This is a genomic window from Streptomyces sp. NPDC058145, assembly GCF_042884245.1.
Taxonomy (GTDB): domain Bacteria; phylum Actinomycetota; class Actinomycetes; order Streptomycetales; family Streptomycetaceae; genus Streptomyces.
Genome location: NZ_JBHVUH010000002.1, coordinates 613,576 through 631,760 on the forward strand (window position 1 = coordinate 613,576; position 18,185 = coordinate 631,760).

The following is an 18,185-nucleotide window of genomic DNA, read 5'->3' on the forward strand; positions in this document are numbered from 1 at the left end:
CCCGCCACCCGGAACGGGGTGGCGGGCCTCTCGCCCACGCTGTGTCGCCCTGGGGTCAGGCCGCGGGCGTCGGCGTGAAGGGCGCCAGGTCCGCGGCCAGCTCCTCGTGCACCCGGACCTTGATCAGGGTGCCCTCCGCGGTGTGCTCCTCGGAGATCACCTCGCCCTCGGTGTGGGCGCGGGCGACGAGCTTGCCGTGGGTGTACGGGACGAGCGCCTCGATCTCGACCGAGGGGCGGGGCAGCTCGTTGTCGATCAGCGCGAGCAGTTCCTCGATGCCCTGGCCGGTGCGGGCCGAGACGGCGATGGAGCGCTTCTCCACCCGCAGCAGCCGCTGGAGCACCAGCGGGTCGGCCGCGTCCGCCTTGTTGATCACGACGATCTCGGGTACGTCGGTGGCGCCGACGTCCCGGATCACCTCGCGCACGGCTGCCAGCTGCTCCTCCGGGACCGGATGCGAGCCGTCAACCACGTGCAGGATGAGGTCGGAGTCGCCGACCTCCTCCATGGTGGAGCGGAACGCCTCGACCAGGTGGTGCGGCAGGTGCCGGACAAAGCCGACGGTGTCGACCAGCGTGTACAGCCGCCCGCCCGGGGTCTCGGCCCGGCGGACGGTGGGGTCGAGGGTCGCGAACAGCGCGTTCTCGACCAGGACGCCCGCGCCCGTCAGGCGGTTGAGCAGGGAGGACTTGCCGGCGTTGGTGTAGCCCGCGATGGCGACGGACGGCACCTTGTTGCGCCGGCGCTCCTGGCGCTTGATCTCGCGGCCGGTCTTCATGTCCGCGATCTCCCGGCGCATCTTCGCCATCTTCTCGCGGATCCGGCGCCGGTCCGTCTCGATCTTGGTCTCACCGGGGCCACGGGTGGCGAGGCCGCCGCGACCGCCACCCATCTGGCGGGACAGCGACTGACCCCAGCCTCGCAGCCGCGGCAGCATGTACTGCATCTGTGCCAGGGCGACCTGCGCCTTGCCCTCACGGGACTTGGCGTGCTGCGCGAAGATGTCGAGGATCAGGGCCGTACGGTCGATGACCTTGACCTTGACGACGTCCTCGAGCTGGATCAGCTGGCCCGGGCTCAGCTCACCGTCGCAGATGACGGTGTCCGCGCCCGTTTCGATGACGATGTCACGCAGCTCCAGCGCCTTGCCGGAGCCGATGTAGGTGGCCGCGTCGGGCTTGTCCCGGCGCTGGATCACGCCGTCGAGCACGAGTGCGCCGGCCGTCTCCGCGAGGGCGGCCAGCTCCGCGAGGGAGTTGTCCGCGTCCTGGATCGTCCCGGTGGTCCACACCCCGACGAGCACGACCCGCTCCAGGCGGAGCTGGCGGTACTCGACCTCGGTGACGTCCTCCAGCTCGGTGGAGAGGCCCGCGACGCGGCGCAGGGCCGCGCGCTCGGAGCGGTCGAACTGCTCGCCGTCCCGCCCGCCGTCGATCTCCTGGCTCCAGGCGACGTCCTCTTCCATCAGGGCATCGGCCCGAAGACCTTCGGGATAGTCGTGCGCGAGGCGCTTGGTGTCCTGGGAAGGGGAAGAAGAGGAGGTCATTGGATCCTTACGTCGGTGGGAATGCCGGGTCGGCGCGGGTCGGCGCTCATGAGACACAACGCACGAGTACCCCGGGAGATTCCCGTGTCCCGTGCCGCGCCGACCCGAAGATGGTCGCACGGCACGGCACGGCTCGTCATCGCCTTATTCTCAGCCCCGCCCACCCTTTTTACCGCGCTTGTCCCGCTTGGGTTCCTTGGCGGACTTACCGCTCTTCCAGTCCGGGTGGCCGGGCATCGGCGGGGTCTTCTCGCCGTACAGCCAGGGCTGGAAGAAGCCGGTCAGGTCGCGGCCGGCGAAGGCCGAGGCCAGGCGGACGAATTCGACGGTGGTGGCGGTCGAGTCGCGGTGCTCCCGGACCCAGGCCCGCTCCAGTCGCTCGAAGGCCCGCGGACCGATCTCCTGGCGCAGGGCGTAGAGCACCAGCGCCGCGCCGTCGTAGATGTTCGGCCGGAAGATGCTGATCTTCTCGCCGGGCGCGGGCGGCTTGGGCCGGGCCGGCGGCCCGCCGGCGGCCCGCCAGCGGTCGGAGGCGCCGTAGGCGGCCTTCATGCGGTCCTCCATGGGCCGCTTCGACTTCTCCTGCGCGTAGAGGGACTCGTACCAGGTGGCGTGCCCCTCGTTCAGCCAGACGTCGGACCAGGTGCGAGGGCTGACGCTGTCGCCGAACCACTGGTGGGACAGCTCGTGCACCATGATCGAGTCGACGTACCAGGCGGGATAGGCGGGCTTCGTGAAGAGGTCCTTCTCGAAGAGCGAGAGGGTCTGCGTCTCCAGTTCGAACCCGGTGGAGGCCTGGGCCATGAGCAGGCCGTACGTCTCGAACGGGTAGGAGCCGACCTTGCTCTCCAGCCAGGCGATCTGCCCGGGCGTCTTCGCGAGCCAGGGTTCCAGCGCCTTGCGGTCGGCGCTGGGCACGACGTCGCGGACCGGCAGCCCGTGCGGTCCCTGGCGGCGCACCACGGCTGAGCGGCCGATGGACACCTGGGTGAGCTCGGTGGCCATGGGGTGCTGGGTGCGGTAGGTCCAGGTGGTGGCACGGCCGACGCGCTCGGCGCCGGTGGGCAGGCCGTTGGCCACGGCGGTGTAGTCGTTCGGGGCGGTGACCCGGATGGTGAACAGCGCCTTGTCGGACGGGTGGTCGTTGCACGGGAAGACCAGGTGGGCGACGTCGGCCTGGTTGGCCATCGCCAGGCCGTCGGTGGTGCGCACCCAGCCGCCGTCCCGGTCCTTGGCGCTGACGGGGTCGCTGGTGTGCTTCACGGTGATCCGCGTCCAGCTTCCCCGGGGCAGTCGGTGGTCCGGCGTGACCACCAGGTCCTCGCCCGCGCTGGTGAAGGCGGCGGGGTGGCCGTCCACCTCGACGGACTCGACGGTGCCGTGCGCGAAGTCGAGGTTGAGGCGGTCCAGGCCGGTGGTCGTCCAGGCGTTGATGGTCGTGACGGCCCGCAGCGGCTTGTCGTTCCTCCCGGAATAGGTGAAGGACAGGTCGTACGACGCCACGTCGTATCCGGGGTTGCCCAGGTCCGGGAAGAGCCGGTCACCGACGCCCAGGGGCTCGGCCGGGGCAGCGGCGGCGAGCAGGCAGACGGAGACGGCGGAGGCGAGCAGGGCGGCCTTCCGGCGGCGGAAGGGGCGGAGGTTCCGGCCCCGGCGGAGGGTGAACGGCATGCACCACGGCTACCAGCGCGCGCGTGCGGCACGACGGCGACTCGCGCCGGGCCCACCCGATCGGGTTGGTCCCGCAGAGCCTTCTTCACGAATCCGGGCGCCTTCGGCGGCCCTTCAGGAAGCGGGTGCCTGGTGCTGGGACCGGGCCACGTCGAACACCCCCGGCACGTCGCGCATCGCCCGCATGAGGGCCGGGAGGTGAGCCGCGTCGGGGAGCTGGAGCGTGTAGGTGTGGCGGACCCGCTGCTGACTGGGGGGTTCCACGGTGGCGGAGACGATGTCGACACCGGCCAGGGCGATCGCCTCGGTCAGGTCGGCCAGCAGATGCGGGCGGCCGAACGATTCGGCGACCAGGGTGACCCGGCACTCGGTGGTGTCCCCCCAGCGCACGTCGATATCGGTGCGCCCCCGGTTCTTCATCTCCGCCACCGCGGCGCACTCCACGCGGTGCACGGTCACCACTCCCCCGCGCACGGCGAAGCCGGTGATCCCGTCGGGCGGTACGGGCGTACAGCATCCAGCGAGACGCACGGTGGCTCCCGGCCGGTCCAGGAGCACGTCGGCGCCGCGGGGGCGGGTGACGCCGCCGTTCTCGGCTTCGGCGGGCCGGACGACCGCCTCGCCGGCCGCGCTCCCGGGGGCACGTTCCGCCTCCTCGGCCCGCGCTTCGGCCTGTGTCTCGCCGCTGCCGCCCGGATGCGCGGCCAGCCACCGCTGGATGGCGATCCGCGCCGCGGCCGTGTGGGCGTGTTCCAGCCACTCGCGGGAGGGCTCGGAGGCCGGGTCCTGGCCCATGAGGAGCTGGACCGTGTCGCCGTCCCGCAGCACGGTGCTGAGGGTGGCCAGGCGGCCGTTGACGCGGGCGCCGATGCAGGCGTGGGCGTCCTCGCCGTACTGGGCGTAGGCGGCGTCCACACAGCTGGCGCCCTCGGGCAAGCCGAGGGCACCGCCGTCCGGCCTGAACACGGTGATCTCGCGGTCCTGGGCGAGGTCCTCGCGCAGGGTGGACCAGAAGGTGTCGGGGTCGGGTGCGGCCTCCTGCCAGTCCAGGAGGCGCGAGAGCCAGCCGGGGCGGGTGGGATCGGCGCGCTCGCCGTCGGCGGGATCGTCGGCTCCGGGGGCATAGGGGTTGCCGAGCGCGACCACGCCGGCCTCGGCGACCCTGTGCATCTGGTGGGTGCGGATGAGGACCTCGACGACCTGCCCGTCCGCGCGGGCGACGGCGGTGTGCAGCGACTGGTAGAGGTTGAACTTGGGTACGGCGATGAAGTCCTTGAACTCGGAGACGACCGGCGTCATGCACGTGTGCAGCTCGCCGAGGACGCCGTAGCAGTCGGCGTCCTCCGCCACGAGCACCAGCAGGCGGCCGAAGTCGGCGTCGCGCAGCTGTCCCCGCTTGCGGGCCACCCGGTGGACGGAGACGAAGTGCCGGGGGCGGATGAGGACTTCGGCGGCGATGTCGGCCTCGCGCAGCACCGCGCGGACCGAGTCGGCGGTCTCCGCGAGGGTGTCGTCGGGGTGGGCCGTGTTCCCGGCGATCAGATCCCGGGTGTGTTCGTACTCCTCGGGGTGGAGGATGGCGAAGACGAGGTCCTCCAGTTCGGTCTTCAGCGCCTGCACACCGAGGCGTTCGGCGAGCGGGATGAGGACGTCCCGGGTGACCTTGGCGATCCGCGCCTGCTTCTCGGGGCGCATCACGCCGAGGGTGCGCATGTTGTGCAGGCGGTCGGCCAGCTTGATCGACATCACCCGCACGTCGCTGCCCGTGGCGACGAGCATCTTGCGGAAGGTCTCGGGCTCGGCGGCGGCCCCGTAGTCGACCTTCTCCAGCTTGGTGACACCGTCGACCAGATAACGCACTTCCTCGCCGAACTGTTCCCGCACCTGATCCAGCGTCACGTCGGTGTCCTCGACGGTGTCGTGGAGCAGGGAGGCCGTCAACGTCGTCGTCTCCGCGCCGAGTTCGGCGAGGATCAGGGTCACGGCCAGGGGGTGCGTGATGTACGGCTCGCCGCTCTTGCGCATCTGGCCGCGGTGCGAGGACTCGGCCAGGACGTAGGCGCGGCGCAGCGGTTCGAGGTCCGCGTCGGGGTGATGGGCGCGGTGCGCGTCGACGACGTGGCTGATGGCGTCGGGCAGCTTGTCGCGCGCGGTGGGGCCGAGCAGCGCGGCCCGGCCGAGCCGACGCAGGTCGATCCTGGCCCGGGACTTCCGGCGGACCGTCGCGGGCGCTGCCGCGGGCGCGACCGGGCCGGGGTTCGCAGGGTTCGTGGCCTCCGCACTCATGGGCACCTCCGGCTCGTGGACCGGCGGACGGAGCCCGGGGCATGCGCGGCTCAGGGATGGCGACGTTCCCCCGTCCGTGCCGGTGCTTGATGCTACCGAGCCCATCCCGTGCGGCTGACCGCCTCTCGCCGAGCGTGAAACGGATCACCCAATCGAGCGACGACATGGAGGTTTAGAGTTTGCGCCACCTGCACTGCGCTCGGCCGCGGTTTCGAATGGCCCCCGGCCGCCGGAAATGGCTGATCCGGGTGTCCGGGAGCCGCCACGACCGGCGTCTCGCCTGGTCAGCGAAGCGCGCTTTCCAGCCACTCGGCGTCGATCTCGCCCTCGGCGACGACAACAGCGGGTCCGGTCATCTCGATCTCGCCGTCGGGCCGCTCGGTGATGACCAGACGGCCGCCGGGCACGTCCACGGTGTACGTCGCCGGGGCGCCGGTGCGGGCCGGGTCGGCGCCGTCACGGCGGGCGGCGGCCACGGCGACGGCACACGCGCCCGTGCCGCACGAGCGGGTCTCGCCGGAACCGCGCTCGTGCACCCGCATCGCCACGTGCCGCGGGCCGCGGTCCACGACGAACTCGACGTTGACGCCCTCCGGGTAGGCGGTGGCGGGGGCGAACGGCGGCGGGGAGAGCAGGTCACCGGCGTGCGCGAGGTCGTCGACGAAGACGACGGCGTGCGGGTTGCCCATGTTGACGTTGCGCGCGGGCCAGCTGCGCTCACCCACGCTCACCGTGACGTCTCCCTCGGGCAGGAGTGCGCTGCCCATACCGACGGTGACGTCTCCGTCCTTGGCGATGTGGACGCTCTTCACACCCGCGCGCGTGGCGATCGCGATGTCACCTTCGGCCACATGACCGGCGTGCTGGAGGTAGCGGGCGAACACACGGGTGCCGTTGCCGCACATCTCCGCGATCGAGCCGTCGCCGTTGCGATAGTCCATGAACCACTCCGCCTCGGCGGCCATCTTCCTGGCCTCCGGGTGCGCGGCGGACCGCACGACGTGCAGCACCCCGTCGCCGCCGATGCCGGCCCGGCGGTCGCACAGGGCGGCGACCTCGGCCGGGGTCAGGTCGAGGGTGTTCTCCGGGTCCGGGACGATCACGAAGTCGTTCTCGGTGCCGTGACCCTTGAGGAAGGCGATCCGCGTGCTCATCCCTCGATCGTACGGGGTCGGTACGACAACGGCGGTGCCGCCGGGGAGCGGGCAGGGGCTAGCGCAGCCGGGCCACGCGCCACACGGCGAGGACGGCCACGAGGGCCACCAGGAGCACGTAGGCGAGGACGACCCGCCAGTCGGGGCGGCGTCCGGAGCCACGCGCCGGCAGACCCGGCCAGGTGTAGCCCACCCGGCGGGCGGCCATCATGCCCCAGCCCGCGGCGCAGGAGCAGATCAGCAGGCCCAGCATGGCGATGACCGCGCCGCTGTCGCCGAAGTCGAAGGCGAGCGGGAAGGCGAACATCAGGGAGCCGCCCGCGGCCAGGGCCACGATGGGCGCGAGCTGCCAGATGCGCAGCCGTCGCTGCGGACGCAGCTCGACCTCGACCTCCGGACCGCTCGCGTACATCTCCTCGGGCGCGGGGCCGTCGGCGGTGACGCCACCCTCGGTGTCGTCGGGACCGTCGTCGGCCAGACGCTCCGCGTCGTCGGTCAGACGGTCCTCGCCCTGTTCCGGTTCACCGGGGTCGGTCGTGATCTGCTCGGCACTTCGTGCGGTGTCGCGAGGGCCGGCCTCCATCGCCACGCGCCCTCCCAACTAGGACTCCACTTGGTCGATCGAAGCTCGATGATGGCACGGCGTCACAGGCCGCGTTGACCGGCGGCGCATCCCGATGCCATCACGTGATCAGGCTGTGACCGGTCGTTCGACCACAGCCAGAGCCAGCCGTGGGAGTTCCCCGCGGTCCGCCGCCGCACCGCTCAGCCAGTGCACCCGCGGATCGCGCCGGAACCAGGAGTCCTGGCGGCGCGCGAAGCGTTTGGTGGCGCGTACGGTCTCGGCCCGCGCCTCCGCTTCGGTGCACTCCCCGGCGAGCGCGGTGAGCACCTGCTGGTAGCCCAGCGCGCGCGAGGCCGTACGGCCCTCGCGCAGCCCCCGCGCCTCCAGCGCGCGCACCTCGTCCACCAGCCCCGCCTCCCACATCCGGTCGACGCGGCGCGCGATGCGCTCGTCGAGCTCGGGGCGGGCTACGTCCACGCCGATCTGCACGGTGTCGTAGACGGAGTCGTGGCCGGGGAGGTTCGCGGTGAAGGGCTGCCCGGTGAGCTCGATCACCTCCAGGGCGCGGACGATGCGGCGGCCGTTGCCGGGCAGGATGGCGCGGGCGGCGTCGGGATCGGCGGCGGCCAGGCGGGCGTGCAGCGCACCGGAGCCGCGCAGCGTCAGCTCCTCCTCCAGACGGGCCCGGATCACGGGGTCGGTGCCGGGGAACTCGAGGTTGTCGACGGCTCCGCGTACATACAGCCCGGAGCCGCCGACCAGGATCGGCCAGCGGCCCTCGGCGAGCAGCGCGTCGATACGCGCGCGGGCCAGTTTCTGGTACTCGGCGACCGATGCGGCGGCCGTCACGTCCCAGATGTCCAGCAGGTGGTGCGGTACACCGGCCCGCTCCTCGGGCGTCAGCTTGGCGGTGCCGATGTCCATCCCTCGGTACAGCTGCATGGAGTCGGCGTTGACGACCTCGCCACCGAGTCGCTGGGCGAGGAATACGCCGAGATCGGACTTTCCGGCCGCTGTGGGGCCGACGACGGCGATGACGCGGGGGGTGGGGGCTGCGCTGCTCACCGCACCAGTCTCGCAAACCTCACAGCCGCGCCTCGAACGAGTTACGTGACGGCGCGCATCCCGGTTCGTTGCACCGAGATACCGCCCGCTCGGTCTTTGGAGGCGGTGACCCGGGTGGCGCAATCGGACGCACCGCTTGACGCGGGATTTCGCCCGCACGAGTAACGTATGGAGTGGTTATGGGCGTTTTTGCACGGCTTCTCGGCAGGTCGAAGGCGAAGCGGGAGGCGTCGGCCGCCGAGGTCCGGGGCGAGGGCGCGCCGGGAGAGGCCGCGACGCCGGAGGCGGTCGAGGGCGCGGAGACAGCGGAGGCGACGGGCTCGTCCGAGGACGGGCACGAGGGCGCGGCGGCCGGGGCGGAGGCCGCGGGGACCAGCGTGACCGAGGATGCCGAGGGTGCCGAGGGCGCGGAGATCCCCAAGCAGCAGTCCGCGGACGAGGCCGCCGACAGCGAGGCCGGTGAGGGCGCCCGCAGATGACCGTCCCCCATCAGGGAAGGTGGAGCATGGGTCTCTTGGACAACATGAAGGCCAAGCTGGGTCCGGCCAAGGACAAGGTGTCGGATCTGGCGCGCCAGCACGGGGACAAGGTGCAGCACGGCCTCGACAAGGCGGCGCGGGCCGTGGACGAGCGGACCAAGGGCAAGTACACCGACCGGATCCACGCCGGTACGGGCAAGGCGAAGGAGGCGATGGACCGCCTCGCGCACAAGGAGGAGCCGCACGTCAGCGGTGCGAAGCCCCCGGCCCGGCCGGAGGGCCCGCCGCCCACCTCCTGAACGGCACCCGGATCGCCGGACGGCTGTGGAGCACCATGCCTCCCGGCCGTCCGCCGTTTCGCGCCCGCTGCCCGCAACGGCCTGCAACAGCCCGCTCCAGGGCTACGACCATGTGGCGACCAGGTATCCCACTCCGTAGGGCGCGTCGTCGTACAGCAGCGTCCCCTCGAGGCCCGCGTCCTCCGCCGCGCCCGCGAGGACCTGCCAGGGCGCGCGTCCGGAGGCCTTCAGCTCGTACGCCAGCCCGGCGTCCAGCGCCTGGAGCGCGGCCACGTCCGCCGTGCCAAGGGCACGCGCCACCGCGGCGTCGAAGGGGGCCGCCCGCTCATCGAGGTAGCCCGGTGCCTTGAGGGTGCGGCAGGCGCTGGCGTCTCCCATCACCAGCATCGCGACCCGCCCGGCCCGGGCGCCCAGCTCCCTGCCGGTCTCCGCGCACCGCTCGGGCTCGAGCGGTTCCCCGACGCCGAGCCCCTCGATCGGGGCGTCCGCCCAGCCGGTGCGCTCCAGCAGCCAGGCCGCGACGGCCAGCGACGGCGGCAGCTCACGCTCGCCGACGGCGTGCGTGGCAGGGCCGAGCCGTACGGTGACGTCGACACCGAAGCCGCGGAAGGACCCCCGGGCGCCCTGTGGGTGCCATCCGCGCCCGCTGCGTTCGGCGGGCCCGACCACCACGAGCGTGTCGGGACGGGCGGCGGCGAGCACGCCGAGCGCGTCGGCGCACGCCGCGCGCGCGGGGTCCAGTTCCGGTGCGGCACCCGCGGCCACCTCGGGCACGAGCAGCGGCGGGCAGGGACAGACAGCGGCGGCGACAAGCATGACCGGCAGGGTAACGCCGCAGGAAGACGGAGCGTTACCCCACGCCGAGCCTCGGGCCGACCCCCGGGCCGGAACCCGGGCCGGAACCCGGGTCGATCCGCACGCCGGCCGGCGCCCGTGCCGCTCAGTCGCAGCCGCAGCCGCTCGCCGCGACGGGCAGCGGCGCCGGGACACCGATCTTCGGCAGGCCGAGCAGCACGCCCGCCGGCTTGGCGGCCTCGGTGGCGTTGCGCTTCTCCCAGGCGTCGCCCGCGCGCGTACGGCGCACGTCGAGGGCGGGGCCCTCGGCGAGGAGGTGGTGCGGGGCCGCGTAGGTCACCTCGACGGTGACGACGTCACCGGGGCGCACCTCCTGCTCCGGCTTGGTGAAGTGGACAAGACGGTTGTCGGGGGCCCGGCCGGACAGCCGGTGGGTGGCACCGTCCTTGCGGCCCTCGCCCTCGGCCACCATCAGCTCGAGCGTGCGGCCGACCTGTTTCTTGTTCTCCTCCCAGGAGATCTCCTCCTGAAGGGCGACCAGACGCTCGTAGCGGGCCTGGACGACTTCCTTGGGGATCTGGTTCTCCATGGTCGCGGCCGGGGTTCCGGGCCGCTTGGAGTACTGGAAGGTGAACGCCTGCGAGAAGCGTGCCTCCCGGACGACCTGCAGGGTCTGCTCGAAGTCCTCCTCGGTCTCGCCCGGGAAGCCCACGATGATGTCGGTGGTGATCGCCGCGTGCGGGATGGCGGCGCGCACCTTCTCGATGATCCCGAGGTAGCGCTCCTGCCGGTACGAGCGGCGCATCGCCTTCAGGACGGTGTCCGAGCCTGACTGCAGCGGCATGTGCAGCTGCGGCATGACGTTCGGCGTCTCGGCCATGGCGGCGATGACGTCGTCGGTGAAGTCGCGCGGGTGCGGGGAGGTGAACCGCACCCGCTCCAGGCCCTCGATGTTCCCGCAGGCGCGCAGCAGCTTGCTGAAGGCCTCGCGGTCACCGATGTCGGAGCCGTAGGCGTTGACGTTCTGGCCCAGCAGCGTGATCTCGCAGACGCCCTCGGCGACCAGGGCCTCGATCTCGGCGAGGATGTCGCCGGTGCGGCGGTCCTTCTCCTTGCCGCGCAACGCCGGAACGATGCAGAAGGTGCAGGTGTTGTTGCAGCCGACGGAGATCGACACCCAGGCCGCGTACGCGCTCTCGCGCCGCGTGGGCAGCGTGGAGGGGAAGGCCTCCAGGGACTCGGCGATCTCGACCTGCGCCTCCTCCTGGACGCGGGCGCGCTCCAGCAGGACGGGCAGCTTGCCGATGTTGTGCGTACCGAAGACGACATCCACCCAGGGCGCCTTCTTCACGATGGTGTCCTGGTCCTTCTGCGCCAGACAGCCGCCGACCGCGATCTGCATGCCGGGCCGCGAGACCTTCTTGGGCGCCAGCCGGCCGAGGTTGCCGTACAGCCGGTTGTCGGCGTTCTCACGTACCGCGCACGTGTTGAACACGACGACGTCGGCGTCCCCGTCCGATCCCTCGGGGGCACGCACGTAGCCGGCCTCCTCGAGCAGTCCGGACAATCGCTCGGAGTCATGGACGTTCATCTGGCACCCGTAGGTGCGCACTTCGTAGGTCCTCGGTCCCTGAACGTCCACTGCGAGGCTCCGGTCGCTGCTGCTGGTCATGGGTCAAGGGTAGGTGCTCGCCGAGGGGCCCCTTCACTCGTCCGCCACACGCACGACGGCCAGCGTGACGTTGTCCGGGCCGCCCGCCGTGATGGCGGCCTTCCACAGTTCGAAGGCCGCCCGGCCGTCGTCGTGCTCGCGCATCACCTCGCTGAGCACGTCGTCCGGCAGCGGATCGGTCAGGCCGTCGGTGCACATCAGGCAGCGGTCGCCGGGCGACAGGGGCCGCGCGGTCACATGGGCGCGGACGGGGCGGTACGCGGGGCTGCCGCCCAGGCACTGGGTGACGAGGTGGGTGCCGCCCCACGCGGAATCCGGCGGGGGGCGGTCGTCGACGCTCAGCAGCCGCAGTCCGTCCCGGTCAGCCGCGTAGACCCGGCTGTCGCCCACGTTGAACACCAGCAGCGAGCCGGGCCGCAGCACGACGCCGGCCACGGTCGTGCCCATGGTCGCGAACTCGCCTCCCGCGTCGCCGCCGGCGGCCGCGTGGATGGCGCGGTTGCAGTCGTCCACGGCGTCGCGGACGGCGTCCTCGCCGCTCAGGCCGGGGCCGGCGGCCGCGATCCGGCGGGCCACCAGGGCGCTGGCCACATGGCCGCCGGGATGTCCGCCGAGTCCGTCGGCCACCGCGACGACGAGAGGTGTGCCGAGCGGGAAGACCAGGGTCTGCGGGTTCTCGGTGACCGTGGCGCACAGGGTCCACGGTCCGGCGACGAGGCTGTCCTCGTTGCGGTCGCGGACCAGCCCGGGATGACTCAGCGCACTCACCACCGCGTACGGCATGGCACGTCACCGCCTTCACACAGGGGACGGGCCCCCGATGTCCCGGCCGGCGGGACCGGATGCGGACAAGATCCTCGTTCTCAAGCGTAGGCGTTCTCCCGGCCTCGCTCAGCGTCGTCGCCCCCGTCCGACCCTGCGGGCTCGGTACCGCCGGGGCACCGGGGCGCTCAGGCCGCGGGTGTCAGGCCGCGCCGTCCGCTGTCCAGCCCTGGCGGCGCAGCACGGCCGTCACGTCCGGCGCCCGGTAGTGCTCCCCCTTGAGGACCTTGCCGTCGGCACGCCGGGCGACCTGGCCGTCGGGGCCCAGCTTGCTCATGTTGGCCCGGTGGATCTCGGCGATCACCTCGTCGAGGTCGATGCCGTGGACCAGCGCGGTGCCGTACGCCACGTACACCACGTCGGCCAGCTCGTGCGCGAGCCGGTCCAGCGGACCTTCGACCGACACCTCGGCGACCTCCGCGGCCTCTTCGGCGAGCAGTTCCCCACGCTGCGCGGCCAGTGCGGGAGCCACCTCGGTGGGCGTGCTGTGCGCGTCGAGGCCGAAGGCGAGGTGGAATTCACGGACGAGACGGGCGGGCGAAGTGCTCATGCGGCGACTCTAACGACCGCCACCGACAGCCCCGGCCGCGCCGCCGCCGCGCCCCGTGGTGACCCCGGCCCTGGTCAGCCCCGCGGGCGGCTGGCAGGATCGCCCGCATGTCCAAAGTGTTCCCCCGTATCAGCAGGCGCCGGGCGCTGCAGAGCGCGGCCGCCGGTGCCGTGGCCCTCGGGCTGCTGCTGTGGTGGCTGCTGCCCCTGGGCGAGAAGCCGCCGAGCGGGACGATCGTCTTCAGTACGGGCACGTCCCGCGGGGTCTACGAGGAGTACGGCGAGCGGCTGCGCACCGAGATGGCGAAGGACATGCCCGGCCTGAAGGTGAAGCTGCTGAACAGCGCCGGTTCGCAGCAGAACGTGCAGCGGGTGGCCACCGGACATGCCGACTTCACGATCGCGGCGGCCGACGCGGTGGGGACGTACGAACAGCGGCACCCCGGCTCGTCCGGCCGGCTGCGCGGAGTGGCCCGGCTGTACGACGACTACGTGCAGCTCATCGTGCCGCGTGACTCGGATGTCGACAGCGTCGCGGACCTGCGGCACAAGCGGGTGGCCACCGGTCTGCCCGACTCAGGGGTACGGCTGATCGCCGACCGTGTGCTCAGGGCCGCCGGCATCGACCCGCACAAGGACATCACGCCGGTGTCGGACGGCATAGACACCGGGCCCGCCCGTCTCGCACAGGGCAGGATCGACGCGTTCTTCTGGTCGGGCGGGCTGCCCACGAGGGGGCTGGAGGGCCTGGCCAAAAAGGCCGCCTTCAAGTTCGTGCCGATCGACGGCGACCTCGTCGCCAAGCTGCACGCGGGCGACGAGGCCGGGCGGTACTACCGGGCCACCAACATTCCCGAGTCGGCGTACGCGCGCGTGCAGCACGGCTCGACGGTGGCGACGATCGCTGTGTCCAACGTGCTGATGACCCGCGCGGACATGGATCCCCGGCTGACCGAGTGGGTGACCCGCACGGTGATCAAGAGCCGGGACGACATCGGCGCCCATGTCCACTCCGCGCAACTGGTCGACCTGCGTACCGCCATCTACACCGACCCGCTGCCCCTGCAGGAGGGCGCCCGGCGCTACTACCAGTCGGTCAAGCCGTAGCGGGCGGCTCGCGCGAGGCCCGGTCGCCCGGCCGGTCCGGGAGGGGAGGGTGCCTAGCGCGGCTCGGCGTGCCGCGGCACCGTCACCGTGACCGTCAGCCCCCGCGGCTCGTGGTGCGCGCAGTCGATCGAGCCGCCGCCCGCGGCGAGCAGGGCGCGGGTGATGGACAGGCCGAGCCCGGAGCCCTTGACGTTCTGGTGGCGGCCGCTGCGCCAGAAACGGTCGCCCACGCGCGTGAGTTCCTCATCGGTGAGTCCGGGCCCGGTGTCGCTGACCTGGACGGTCGTGCTGTCGCCGCTGGAGTCCACGGTGACCTCGACCGTGCCGCCCTCGGGCGTGAATTTCACGGCGTTGTCGATCACCGCGTCCAGCGCGCTGGACAGGGTGATCGGGTCGGCCCAGCCGGTCGTCGGCGGGCAGTCGCCGGTGAGCCGGACGCCCCTGGCGTCCGCGGCCGGTGCCCAGGCCGCCACCCGCTCCTCGGCCAGCGCGCCGATGTCGGTCAGCCGGAGGTCGGCCTCGGCATGCTCGGCCAGCGCCAGGTCGAGCAGGTCGTCCAGGACCTGCGCGAGACGCTTGCCCTCGGTGCGGACCGAGGCGATCTCCGGGTTGCCCTTCGGGAGTTCCAAGGCGAGCAGTTCGATGCGCAGCAGCAGTGCCGACAGCGGGTTGCGCAACTGGTGCGAGGCGTCGGCGACGAAGGCACGCTGCTGCTCCAGGACGTCCTCGACATTGTCCGCCATCTCGTTGAACGATCGGGCCAGCCGCCTGAGTTCCGGGGGGCCGCCGCCGACCGCGACCCGGGACTTCAGGCGCCCGGTGGCGATGTCGTGCGTGGTGGCGTCCAGGATGCGCACCGGTCTGAGCACCCAGCCGGTCAGCCGCAGCGCGGCGCCGACGGCGAGCAGCATCGCGGCGACCTCGCCGGCCCCGATGACCAGCCAGCCGCGCAGGATGCGCGAGCGCAGCTGCCCGGTGGGCGAGTCGGTGACCACGACCGCCACCACGTCCCCGTCCCGGATCACCGGTGAGGCGACGACCAGCCGGCCGCGCTGCCAGGGCCACACCTGGCGCGGGTCGTGGCTGCGGCGGCTGAGCAGCGCCTCGTCGAAGGCCTCCCGCACCTCCCCCGTCCGCGGTAGGAGCCAGTCGCCCGGGGCGTTGGCCATGGCGGCGTCATTGCTGTAGAAGACGCCCGCGCGGATGCCGTAGACGCCGTGGTAGCTGTCGAGTTCACGGCGCAGGGTCTGCCGGCGCTCGTCCGTGGTGGACGGCCGGGACAGGGTGGGGACGTCGGTGACGAACTGGGCGAGCGCGGCGAAGCGCGCGGTGTCGTCGATCCGGTCGACGACGACCTTCTGCTGCTGGGCGGCGGCCAGGCTGACGGCGAGCGGGACGCCCAGGGCGAGGAGTACGGCCGCCATCAGGACGATGAGCAGCGGCAGCAGCCGGGTGCGCACCCGTCCCCGCTACGCGGCCGGGGCGACGAGCCGGTAGCCGACGCCTCGTACGGTCTCGATCAGCGCGGGCATGCGCAGTTTGGCGCGCAGGGAGGCGACGTGCACCTCCAGAGTGCGACCGGTGCCCTCCCAGCTGGTGCGCCACACCTCGCTGATGATCTGCTCCCGCCGGAAGACCACGCCGGGCCGCTGCGCGAGCAGCGCGAGCAGGTCGAACTCCTTGCGCGTCAGCTGGATCACCGAACCGTCGACGCTGACCTGGCGGGTGGGCAGCTCGATGTGCACGGACCCGAGCCGCAGCGCGCCCCCGGCGTCCGGCGCGGGGTCCTCCTGCACGCTGCGCCGGCTGACGGCGTGGATCCGGGCGAGCAGTTCTCCGGTGTCGTACGGCTTCACCACGTAGTCGTCGGCGCCCAGGTTGAGCCCGTGGATCCGGGAGCGGACGTCGGACCGGGCGGTGACCATGATCACCGGGGTGCTGGTGCGCTTGCGGATCTTGCCGCAGACCTCGTAGCCGTCCTGGTCGGGCAGGCCCAGGTCGAGCAGGACCACCCCAAAACCGGCGCCCTCGGGAACGAGCGCCTGGAGGGCCTCCTCGCCGCTGCGCGCGTGGGTGACGTCGAAGCCGTGTCGCGCGAGGACCGCGGACAGGGCCGCGGCGACGTGGTTGTCGTCCTCGACGAGCAGCAGTCTCATCGCCGCCCCCTCCGGTTCAGTGGTCGTACGGTCGTCATTCTCGTTCGGCTTGTATCTCACGTGCACGCGTGCGTGCACGATGGAAGTCACGCCGATGGACAAGGACGGCGTCAAGGGGGTTCCGGTTGCCTGCCGCTTCCGTTATGCGCCCGATACGTGGCACAGAACGCAAGTGCTACGACACGTGTCCGATTGCTATCGGATCGTGATGCTCAGATTCCCCTCAGATGTGATGACGCTGGTCACGGCGTCTCACTACTGTCCACGGAAACCGAGGAGGACGGAGCCCGAGAGCGATGACCGAAGTATCGGTGGCCAAGGAAGACGTGGCCGCGACCGACGAACTGGTCGTCCTGAAGAGCGTCAACAAGCACTTCGGCGCGTTGCATGTGCTCCAGGACATCGACCTGACGATCGCCCGCGGCGAGGTCGTCGTGGTCATCGGGCCCTCCGGGTCCGGGAAGTCGACCCTGTGCCGCACCATCAACCGGCTGGAGACCATCGACTCCGGCACCATCACGATCGACGGGAAGCCGCTGCCCCATGAGGGCAGGGAGCTGGCCCGGCTGCGCGCCGACGTCGGCATGGTCTTCCAGTCCTTCAACCTCTTCGCGCACAAGACCGTGCTCGAGAACGTGATGCTGGGCCAGATGAAGGTCCGCAGGACGGACAAGAAGCAGGCCGAGGAGAAGGCCCGCGCGCTGCTCGACCGGGTCGGCGTGGGCACCCAGGCCGACAAGTACCCCGCGCAGCTCTCCGGTGGCCAGCAGCAGCGCGTCGCCATCGCCCGGGCGCTGGCGATGGGCCCGAAGGTCATGCTCTTCGACGAGCCGACCTCGGCCCTCGACCCCGAGATGATCAACGAGGTCCTCGAGGTCATGCAGCAGCTCGCGCGCGAGGGCATGACGATGATCGTGGTCACCCACGAGATGGGCTTCGCACGATCGGCTGCAAACCGGGTGGTCTTCATGGCGGACGGCCGCATCGTCGAACAGGCTGCGCCCGACCAGTTCTTCAGCGCGCCGCGCAGCGACCGGGCCAAGGACTTCCTGTCGAAGATCCTGCACCACTGACGGCGCGGAGCCCGCGCGCCCTGACGTTCCGGGGTCGCCCGTCCCTCACCGGCCTCGTTCTCTCACCACGCAAAGGATGTTCACCATGAAGCTCCGCAAGGTCACCGCCGCCTCGGCCGCCGTACTCGCCCTCGCCGTGGGTGCCACCGCTTGTGGCGGCGGCAAGGACGACGACAGCTCGTCCGGTGGTGGCAAGAAGATCGCGGTCGGCATCAAGTTCGACCAGCCCGGTATCGGTCAGAAGACCCCGCAGGGCTACTCGGGCTTCGATGTCGACGTAGCCACCTATGTCGCGAAGAAGCTCGGCTACGGCGCGGACCAGATCGAGTGGAAGGAGTCGAAGAGCGCCGACCGCGAGACCATGCTGCAGCGCGGCGACGTCGACTTCATCGCCGCCTCCTACTCGATCACCCCGGAGCGTCAGCAGAAGGTCGACTTCGCCGGCCCGTACCTGCTGGCTCACCAGGACGTGCTGATCCGCGCGGACGACAACACCATCAAGTCGCCGGCGGACCTCAACAAGAAGAAGCTGTGTTCGGTGACCGGCTCGACGTCGGCGCAGAACGTCAAGGCCGAGCTGGCTCCCAAGGCGCAGCTCCAGCAGTACCCGACGTACTCGGCCTGCCTGACCGGTCTGCAGAGCAAGGCCATCGACGCCCTGACCACGGACGACTCGATCCTCGCCGGTTACGCCTCCCAGTCCCAGTTCAAGGGCAAGTTCAAGCTGGGCGGCTTCAAGATGACCAACGAGAACTACGGCATCGGCGTCAAGAAGGGCAGCGACCTCAAGGCCAAGATCAACAAGGCCCTGGAGGAGATGGTCTCCGACGGTTCGTGGCAGAAGGCCGTGGACAAGAACTTCGGCCCGGCCGACTACAAGAACGAGCAGGCTCCGAAGATCGGCGAGATCAAGAGCTGAGGCAACGCCCGCAGGGTGCGCCGCTCC

Annotated in this window: 17 protein-coding genes; 5 read left to right on the forward strand and 12 right to left on the reverse strand. The window is 71.5% G+C overall.

Going from position 1 to position 18,185, the window contains the following annotated elements:
- Positions 1-55: 55 nt before the first annotated feature.
- The 6 genes from hflX to miaA all read right to left on the reverse strand — a co-directional run bounded on the left by hflX (position 56) and on the right by miaA (position 8,287).
- On the reverse strand, positions 56-1,546 hold the full coding sequence (hflX, locus tag ACFVVO_RS06585; RefSeq protein ID WP_390052263.1) for a GTPase HflX: 1,491 nt from the start codon (positions 1,544-1,546) through the stop codon (positions 56-58).
- 150 nt (positions 1,547-1,696) lie between these two features.
- Positions 1,697-3,217, reverse strand: a complete 1,521-nt coding sequence (locus ACFVVO_RS06590; RefSeq protein WP_390052265.1) for a M1 family metallopeptidase — start codon at positions 3,215-3,217, stop codon at positions 1,697-1,699.
- A 114-nt stretch (positions 3,218-3,331) separates the two neighbouring features.
- The gene (locus tag ACFVVO_RS06595; RefSeq protein ID WP_390052267.1) at positions 3,332-5,503 is read right to left on the reverse strand and encodes a RelA/SpoT family protein; all 2,172 of its coding nucleotides are present in this window, start codon (positions 5,501-5,503) and stop codon (positions 3,332-3,334) included.
- Between the two features lie 284 nt (positions 5,504-5,787).
- On the reverse strand, positions 5,788-6,657 hold the full coding sequence (gene dapF, locus ACFVVO_RS06600) for a diaminopimelate epimerase (RefSeq protein ID WP_390052268.1): 870 nt from the start codon (positions 6,655-6,657) through the stop codon (positions 5,788-5,790).
- 58 nt (positions 6,658-6,715) lie between these two features.
- Positions 6,716-7,240: a hypothetical protein gene (locus ACFVVO_RS06605; RefSeq protein ID WP_390052367.1), complete on the reverse strand. Its 525-nt coding sequence runs from the start codon at positions 7,238-7,240 to the stop codon at positions 6,716-6,718.
- A 108-nt stretch (positions 7,241-7,348) separates the two neighbouring features.
- Complete coding sequence (gene miaA, locus ACFVVO_RS06610) at positions 7,349-8,287, reverse strand: tRNA (adenosine(37)-N6)-dimethylallyltransferase MiaA (protein ID WP_390052270.1); 939 nt, start codon at positions 8,285-8,287, stop codon at positions 7,349-7,351.
- A 179-nt stretch (positions 8,288-8,466) separates the two neighbouring features.
- Between miaA and ACFVVO_RS06615 the strand changes: the two genes are divergently transcribed.
- Both ACFVVO_RS06615 and ACFVVO_RS06620 read left to right on the forward strand, forming a co-directional pair.
- Positions 8,467-8,766: a hypothetical protein gene (locus tag ACFVVO_RS06615; protein ID WP_390052271.1), complete on the forward strand. Its 300-nt coding sequence runs from the start codon at positions 8,467-8,469 to the stop codon at positions 8,764-8,766.
- A gap of 26 nt (positions 8,767-8,792) precedes the next feature.
- Positions 8,793-9,065: an antitoxin gene (locus tag ACFVVO_RS06620; RefSeq protein WP_390052273.1), complete on the forward strand. Its 273-nt coding sequence runs from the start codon at positions 8,793-8,795 to the stop codon at positions 9,063-9,065.
- A gap of 102 nt (positions 9,066-9,167) precedes the next feature.
- On the opposite strand, the gene ACFVVO_RS06625 is transcribed toward ACFVVO_RS06620, so the two are convergent.
- The 4 genes from ACFVVO_RS06625 to ACFVVO_RS06640 form a co-directional block, all read right to left on the reverse strand.
- Positions 9,168-9,881 carry a class III extradiol dioxygenase subunit B-like domain-containing protein gene (locus ACFVVO_RS06625; protein ID WP_390052274.1) on the reverse strand — a complete coding sequence of 238 codons (714 nt, stop codon included), beginning with the start codon at positions 9,879-9,881 and terminating at the stop codon, positions 9,168-9,170.
- Between the two features lie 124 nt (positions 9,882-10,005).
- A complete protein-coding gene (gene miaB, locus ACFVVO_RS06630) occupies positions 10,006-11,532 on the reverse strand; it encodes a tRNA (N6-isopentenyl adenosine(37)-C2)-methylthiotransferase MiaB (protein WP_390052276.1) in 1,527 nt (508 codons plus the stop codon).
- A gap of 33 nt (positions 11,533-11,565) precedes the next feature.
- Positions 11,566-12,315, reverse strand: a complete 750-nt coding sequence (locus tag ACFVVO_RS06635; protein WP_390052277.1) for a PP2C family protein-serine/threonine phosphatase — start codon at positions 12,313-12,315, stop codon at positions 11,566-11,568.
- 181 nt (positions 12,316-12,496) lie between these two features.
- A complete protein-coding gene (locus ACFVVO_RS06640) occupies positions 12,497-12,904 on the reverse strand; it encodes a MazG nucleotide pyrophosphohydrolase domain-containing protein (protein ID WP_390052279.1) in 408 nt (135 codons plus the stop codon).
- 107 nt (positions 12,905-13,011) lie between these two features.
- Between ACFVVO_RS06640 and ACFVVO_RS06645 the strand changes: the two genes are divergently transcribed.
- Entirely contained in the window at positions 13,012-14,010 is a 999-nt protein-coding gene (locus ACFVVO_RS06645) for a TAXI family TRAP transporter solute-binding subunit (protein ID WP_390052280.1), read from the forward strand.
- 53 nt (positions 14,011-14,063) lie between these two features.
- Here ACFVVO_RS06645 and ACFVVO_RS06650 read toward each other — a convergent pair whose 3' ends face one another.
- Positions 14,064-15,470 (reverse strand): ATP-binding protein, encoded by a 1,407-nt coding sequence (locus ACFVVO_RS06650; RefSeq protein WP_390052282.1) that lies wholly within the window; start codon positions 15,468-15,470, stop codon positions 14,064-14,066.
- Between the two features lie 9 nt (positions 15,471-15,479).
- Complete coding sequence (locus ACFVVO_RS06655; protein WP_390052283.1) at positions 15,480-16,166, reverse strand: response regulator transcription factor; 687 nt, start codon at positions 16,164-16,166, stop codon at positions 15,480-15,482.
- A gap of 296 nt (positions 16,167-16,462) precedes the next feature.
- Here ACFVVO_RS06655 and ACFVVO_RS06660 point away from each other — a divergent pair, with 296 nt between their 5' ends.
- Both ACFVVO_RS06660 and ACFVVO_RS06665 read left to right on the forward strand, forming a co-directional pair.
- Positions 16,463-17,239 carry an amino acid ABC transporter ATP-binding protein gene (locus tag ACFVVO_RS06660; RefSeq protein ID WP_390052284.1) on the forward strand — a complete coding sequence of 259 codons (777 nt, stop codon included), beginning with the start codon at positions 16,463-16,465 and terminating at the stop codon, positions 17,237-17,239.
- Positions 17,240-17,324: 85 nt separating this feature from the next.
- On the forward strand, positions 17,325-18,158 hold the full coding sequence (locus ACFVVO_RS06665) for a glutamate ABC transporter substrate-binding protein (protein ID WP_390052285.1): 834 nt from the start codon (positions 17,325-17,327) through the stop codon (positions 18,156-18,158).
- Positions 18,159-18,185 lie beyond the last annotated feature (27 nt).